This is a genomic window from Clostridium sp. (genome assembly GCF_051650885.1).
In the GTDB taxonomy this organism is placed as follows: domain Bacteria; phylum Bacillota; class Clostridia; order Clostridiales; family Clostridiaceae; genus Clostridium.
On sequence record NZ_JBOFRG010000093.1, the window covers coordinates 1 to 6592 of the forward strand.

6 protein-coding genes and 1 riboswitch are annotated in these 6592 nt (G+C 28.7%); of the genes, 2 read left to right on the forward strand and 4 right to left on the reverse strand.

Annotation, left to right across the window (positions count from 1 at the left end):
• Together ACRC28_RS04305 and ACRC28_RS04310 are read right to left on the reverse strand one after the other, a co-directional pair.
• The coding region (locus tag ACRC28_RS04305) for a collagen-binding domain-containing protein (protein ID WP_438542223.1) at positions 1-1369 on the reverse strand (1369 nt) is incomplete at its 3' end.
• Between the two features lie 133 nt (positions 1370-1502).
• A riboswitch (cyclic di-GMP riboswitch) is annotated at positions 1503-1585 on the reverse strand.
• Between the two features lie 173 nt (positions 1586-1758).
• A complete protein-coding gene (locus ACRC28_RS04310; RefSeq protein WP_438542224.1) occupies positions 1759-3849 on the reverse strand; it encodes a sensor domain-containing protein in 2091 nt (696 codons plus the stop codon).
• Positions 3850-4032: 183 nt separating this feature from the next.
• Between ACRC28_RS04310 and ACRC28_RS04315 the strand changes: the two genes are divergently transcribed.
• Positions 4033-4668, forward strand: coding sequence for a hypothetical protein (locus ACRC28_RS04315; RefSeq protein WP_438542225.1), 636 nt, complete (start codon positions 4033-4035; stop codon positions 4666-4668).
• Positions 4669-4712: 44 nt separating this feature from the next.
• Positions 4713-5057 (forward strand): DUF6054 family protein, encoded by a 345-nt coding sequence (locus ACRC28_RS04320; protein WP_438542226.1) that lies wholly within the window; start codon positions 4713-4715, stop codon positions 5055-5057.
• 160 nt (positions 5058-5217) lie between these two features.
• Here ACRC28_RS04320 and ACRC28_RS04325 read toward each other — a convergent pair whose 3' ends face one another.
• Complete coding sequence (locus ACRC28_RS04325; protein ID WP_438542227.1) at positions 5218-6069, reverse strand: DegV family protein; 852 nt, start codon at positions 6067-6069, stop codon at positions 5218-5220.
• A gap of 110 nt (positions 6070-6179) precedes the next feature.
• Entirely contained in the window at positions 6180-6374 is a 195-nt protein-coding gene (locus tag ACRC28_RS04330) for a DUF378 domain-containing protein (protein WP_438542228.1), read from the reverse strand.
• Positions 6375-6592: the final 218 nt, after the last annotated feature.

Below are 6592 nucleotides of genomic sequence, written 5' to 3' on the forward strand. Positions count from 1 at the left end.
TACCTGTTGCTACTTGTTCTTTTCCACATTCTGTTCCATCTGGATAAACCATTTTCACTGTAATCTTTGCATTTTTCTCTATATTAACAACTACACTACTATTGCTGTCTCCAAATGTTTTTGGTAATTCATTTATTACTGTTTTACCATCTGTTATATTTACTAAATGATACCCATCTGGTACTGATGTTGTTAATCCTGTGTCATTTCCTGTATTTCCAGTTACTGTTTTGGCTGGTACTATGATGTTATCTCCGTCTTTGTATGTTACTGTTATAGTTTTAGGAGTTTCCTTAAATAATTTATTGAATGCATTCCAATCAAAGTTGAAGCTATGGATTTCTCCCCCTTTACTTTGATTTAAGTTCTCAACAATAACTTGTCCATTAACAGCACCACCATCTAATGTTAATGTTGCATTTGGTGCTAGAATACTTCCATATACACCTGATTGTTTCATATTTACACTGGTTGCATTTGGAAATACATATAAAATATGTGATGCTATTTGATTACGTTCACTTAATGGAGTTTTATAACTTATTGTTTTCCCATCTACTTTTAAACTATATGCGTTTATATTTACAGTTTTTGCATCAGAATATACTACCAATGTCTTTCCAGTTATTTGTTCTGTAGATACATCCACTTCTTTCATATTTGTAATGCCATTAGTGCTTGGTAAAGTCTTGTATCCAACTTGATTCACTACATCTTGTGAAGCTTTGTTTTCTACTACCTTTTTAGCATTAGAAACTGTTTTATCTGCTTCTTTTTTAAAATCTTCAAATTTTTGTGCTATTACTTCCTTTGATAAATAATTTACTTTAGTCTGATTCCAATTTTCACTTGTTTTTAATTGTTTATATGGGTCTCCACCTTCTGCTACTACTACATCAGGCGCATCAATAATTAAATTCCCTATATTTCCTGTTCCTTCTTGAGCTTTAAGTCCATTAGGATCTAAAGTTCCACCAAGTAATAATCCACTTTTATTTTCCATATTAATAGGGTTTCCAACTACAACCGAGCCTCCATTTTTTTTCTCATTTGCTGTCACTAAAGTAAATGAAGATGCTACTGTATTTCCTGGCAAAATCCCTTCAGTTGGTGCTGATAAATTTCCACCTATTGCAAAAGGCGTTTCTGAATCCCCTTTGACAAATGATGCATTTCCAAATACTATTGCCCCATAATCATTTATAGTTCCCATTAATTTTTCTGCTTTGTTTTCAGTATTTGTCACTGCAGCTTTATTTTGTACTTCCATTTTCGTATTTATATTTTGTGCTGATGCCATAATTCCTGTTTGTAATGAAGTTGCAACTACCGCTCCTGCTATTATTAATGATAATCTTCCTCTATTCATTCTTGTCTCCTCTTTTGTTTATTTTTCACAAAAAAATACTGATACTTTTACAGCTATCAGTATTTCACTTCTAATTTATCTTCTTTCTACATCTTTTGAGTTTAATTTCTGCATTATAAAACTGATACTAACTTATATTTTTGGTCGGTTGCACTACTAACTCCACATATCTCAAGTGCCCAAATACAAGATATACTTCATCATTCCAGTTTTATTTTCTGCATTTATTATATATCACTAAATTTTAGCAGTCTACATTTTCTAGACTTTCTTTTATGTATATTTTGTTAAATTTTACCCATTTTGTAAGCTTGTTAAAAACTTTGTTTTTTTTTATATTATTCTTTAGTTAAAACCATTTTCTACTATTAGTTTATCAACATCTTTTTTTAATTTAATAGCTCCATTGCTTTGTCTTCTTCTAGTGGTTTAGAAAATAAATATCCTTGTATATACTCTACGCCTATATTTTTCAGAACCTTTAATTGCTCTTTAGTTTCTACACCTTCTGCAACTACACTTAAATTTAAAGAATGACTTGCATCAACAATTAATTTTATTAATGTTATATATTTTTCATACCCTTCCATTTCTATTGAAAAACTTCTATCTATTTTAACTACTGATAATGGTAATTTTACTAAGTAGTTAAAGGAAGAATAACCTGTTCCAAAATCATCTAAAGATATTTTTATTCCTAAATCTTTTAATTCACTTAATTTTTTTACACTCTTATGTATGTCTTCAATTATTACAGTTTCTGTTATTTCTATACCAATTGAATCTGTATCTACACCTGTTTCTTCTATAATAGCTTTTACTTCATTTGTAAAATTCTCTTCCATTAATTGAACCGCAGACACGTTAAATGATACTATTATTTTATCTTTTCTATTTTCATTTATTTTCTTTGCAAATACACAAGCTTTTTTTATAATTTCATGTCCTACTTGAATTATCAACTTATTTTTTTCCATTGTTTCTATTATATCTTGTATAGATGTTTTTTTATAAGCATCATTCTTCCATCTAAATAAGGCTTCAAATCCAATAACCTTTCCATCAGTTGTATATTGTGGTTGATATACTAATTTTAGTTCATCTCTTTCTATTATATGAGATAAATCCTTCTCCATTTTGCTTATAAAAAGCATTTCCTCCTCTAATTTTTCAGTGTAAATTACATAAGTACTCTTCTTATATTTTTTTGCATTATATAAGGCAATATCTGCTTTTATTATTAACCTACATTCACCTGATTCTTGCTTTCCTAAGCACTTTTTTTGACAACCACATGTTGCAATTCCAAGACTTACTGCTATATGTTCGTTTTCTATTTTTATCTTAGAGATATAATCTAAAATCTTTTTTGATTTTTTTTCAATTTCATTTTTTCCTAATTGTTCATCATATACAATTAAAAATTCATCTCCACCAAATCTAAAGACTTTTCCATCCTCATTTATCTCTTTTAATGCCTCTGCAATTTTTAATAAAACTGAATCCCCTACATGATGTCCATATGTATCATTTATATTTTTAAAATTATCTACATCTAATATTATTACAGTTTTTGGCTTAAACTTCACCCCATTATTAATATGCTCATATAAGGCTCTTCTATTTAAAAGTCCAGTGTTATAATCAGTATATGCTTGCATTCTAACTCTTTCCTTTGCTTCTACCACCTCTGTTATATCCATGCAACTACCAACAATTCCAACTACTTCATTAACAATGTTAAATACTGGTATTTTGTAAATTTCTAAAATATACTTTTTATGATTTTTTTTTATTGTTTTAATTATTTTAATAGGTTCTTTTTTAGATATTATATCTCTATTTTCCTTTTTTATTTGCTCTAAAAATTCCCCTTCATAAACTTCCTCTATATTCTTCTCTCTCATCTCATCTATGCTCATATTGAAATATTTTGCAAAATTTGTATTTGAGATAATAATATTACCCTTCATATCATATTGCCATATGCTAAAAGGTAAGCTCTCTATTAAAACTTTAAACTGTACTTCTCTATTTTTAATCTCTGTAATATCTTTTGCAACTGCCATTATACCTTTTAATTCTCCAGTAGGACTAACTACAGCTCGTCTATATACATCAAACCCCCTATATCCATTTGCCCCAAATACTATTTCTCTAAACTTCATTTCTTTTCTATATTTCAAGGCAACTCTATCATTTGTTTCACATTCATTACCTTTTTTAAATTCCCAAACCTCTTTATGATTTCTTCCTGTTACCTGGTCTAATACTTTGCCACTATGCTTTAAAAATTCATTGTTTACATCTCTATATTTTCCATCCATATCCATAAACCAAGTTATATATGGTACTGTTTCTAATAGAGTGTTATATTTTAATCTTATATCTTCTAATTCAGCTATCTGCTCTTCTGTATATGTTTTATCATGTGTCCCCACTATTTTTTCCTCGCTTATGTACATATATTTTCTATTCATCTATTCTAATAAACTTTAGTTACACTAAAATTATAATAAAATATAGTTAAAAGTTAAATAAGATATGTTAATTGTTTATTTAAAATTAACTCATTTCCTTAAAGTAATTCATCTGTATATGAATATCTTTCTATTAAATCGAATACTATAACCTAAAATATATTTATAGGAGATTTAAAATTTATGAAATATTTAACTTTATTCCCATTAATTTTATTATTGTCTTTATCACTAACAGGTTGCTTCAACAAAGAAACTCCTTCAAATGAAGATAAACCACCTCAAGTAGAAACACCCGTTGATAAAAAAGATACTGATAAAACTGAACCATCAACTGATACTACACCTACGGAGCCACAAACACCTCCTCCAACTGAAGACTCAAAGCCATTACCTCCAAAGCCTACTGAAGATAAAGTTGAAAGAACATTTTATTTAACTACCTTAAATATTGATGATAAAGTTGAAAATGGTGGAGAAATTAAAACAACTGGACTTGGAGTTGCTGAAAATTTAAAAGTAATATTAGAAGATGTTTCAAAAAAATATTTTGATAATGAAGAAATTACACTTACAACTATTGAAACTATAGATAACAAAAAAATAGCAGTTGTAAATTTAAGTAGCAAATCAAACTACTGGGAAGGTAGAATGCAAGGTTCAACTGGTGGAAAAATAACAAGCTACACTCTTATAGAAAATGTTTTACAACGTAAATATACTGGTTATTGGGTTGATGGTGTAAAATTTACCTTAAACGGTAAACCTCTTCAAGATACTGGACACGCTACTAATTTAACTAAAATAATTTATAGATAATTTTCTTTTTACATTAATTTCAAAAATTAAAAAGGAGTTTTAAAATGAAAGCAGATAACTTTGTAGTTAACTTAAACTTAAGAGAAACAGTTGAAATTTTAGATAGTCAAATAGTTGGCAAGAGCTTTACTGGTGAAAGAATCGATTACCATATTGTTTACGGAGATACTTCTAATAAAGCAGTAATTATATTAATTTATGAAAAACATTATTTAAGAGCTGGAAATAGATTAACCTTAACAGTAACAATCGATAATATGGGGGACTTTACAAAAATCCATTCAATTGGTGCTGGTGGCGGTGAAGGGTTATTTAAATTTGATTGGGGTGCTAGTGATGATTTTACTTCTGCCCCTAGATATGCCTTAAAAAAATATATCCTAAGATAAGAATTTTTTTTTTGCAATACTTTATCTTATAAAAATAATTTCCAAGCAAGTTTAGAAGGCTAAAATCACTATCTTCTAAGCTTGTTTTTTCCTTAATCTATTTCCTACAAAAAAAGAATCCCGGAAGGGATTCTAACTATTATTTCTTATCTATTCACTCTTAACTCAAAGTATAGTATGCAATCCCAATACTTCCAGGTCCTACATGAAGTCCTATAACTGGTCCTATTGATTGTATTTCTACCTTTGTATCTAGCTTTTCTTGTAATCTTTTTGCAAGTTCAAGTCCATCTTCCTCGCAATTTATATGATGAACAATAATATTTCCAAGACCTTTAGCTTTTATATCCTCTAAAGCTTCTTCTACAATTGCATCTATACTTTTCTTTCTAGTTCTAACCTTCTTAAATACAGATGTTTCCCCGTCAACAACTGTAAGTATAGGCTTTATCTTAAGCATATTTCCCAAAAGTGCAGAGCCACCACCAATTCTTCCACCTTTTTTAAGGTATTCTAAAGTTTCTGGTGTAAATAAAAATCTACTATTATTAAATACATGCTCAGCTCTAGCTTTTACTTCATCCATATCTTTTCCATCCTTAGCAGCAGAAGCAGCCTCTAAAACTGCAAAACCCATCTGCATACAATTTGTCTTAGAATCTAGTATCTGTATATCTGCATTTGGATATTCCTCCAAAGCCATTTCCTTAACCATATTAGCAGTAGAATATGTTCCACTCATCTTAGAAGACAAGAAAATCCCAAGAACAGAATCTCCCTCTTCAACAATACCTTTAAAAAGCTCCAATAATTCATGTGGACTAGGTTGTGCTGACTTTGGTATTTCATTTGACCTATTCATTTCCTCATAAAAAAGCTTATTATCTATATCAACTTCTCTTCTACTTTCTCCATCCATAACAACATTCAATGAAACTACCTTTATATCATATTTCTCAATATATTCTTTTGGTATATATGATGTACTATCTGTTACTATCTTAATTGCCATATCTTTCTCCCCTTTTTTTACATATTACTATATATTATATCTCTTAAAATATTAAAAAGCACCAACTTTTTCTGTTGATGCTTTTTGTACTTATACATATTCTTTTAAAATTATGCTCTTCTTTTTCTAGCAAAAAATGATATAGAATATAAGCCACTTATTCCAACTAATACATATACAATTGTTGCAATAATTCCAACGCCAAATAAAAATTCAACAAGATTAAAACCTAAAAACCCTATAAGTCCCCAGTTTAATGCCCCAACTATTATTAAAACTAAAGCAATTATGTCTAATCCTTTCATCTTCAAAACCTCCTCTGATTTTATTTAAATTTATTTTGCCCTAATTTTAATTTAAAATACTCATTATTTTTAAATTAAAGGCTCTGTTTCAATATACTGTTGATAATAGTATATTAAAAAGACAAACTATAAAAAACTACTAGCTTAGGTTTTAAGATACAAATTAAATTTTCACAACTAAATTTGCATAGTAAATAATATAGCTAAAGGTCAAGCGA

What these genes read in the sequence shown, in the direction of transcription:
- ACRC28_RS04310 (WP_438542224.1), bottom strand. Translation starts at nt 3,849, where the DNA reads ATGAATAGAAAATATATGTACATAAGCGAGGAAAAAATAGTGGGGACA.
- ACRC28_RS04315 (WP_438542225.1), top strand. Translation starts at nt 4,033, where the DNA reads ATGAAATATTTAACTTTATTCCCATTAATTTTATTATTGTCTTTATCA.
- ACRC28_RS04320 (WP_438542226.1), top strand. Translation starts at nt 4,713, where the DNA reads ATGAAAGCAGATAACTTTGTAGTTAACTTAAACTTAAGAGAAACAGTT.
- ACRC28_RS04325 (WP_438542227.1), bottom strand. Translation starts at nt 6,069, where the DNA reads ATGGCAATTAAGATAGTAACAGATAGTACATCATATATACCAAAAGAA.
- ACRC28_RS04330 (WP_438542228.1), bottom strand. Translation starts at nt 6,374, where the DNA reads ATGAAAGGATTAGACATAATTGCTTTAGTTTTAATAATAGTTGGGGCA.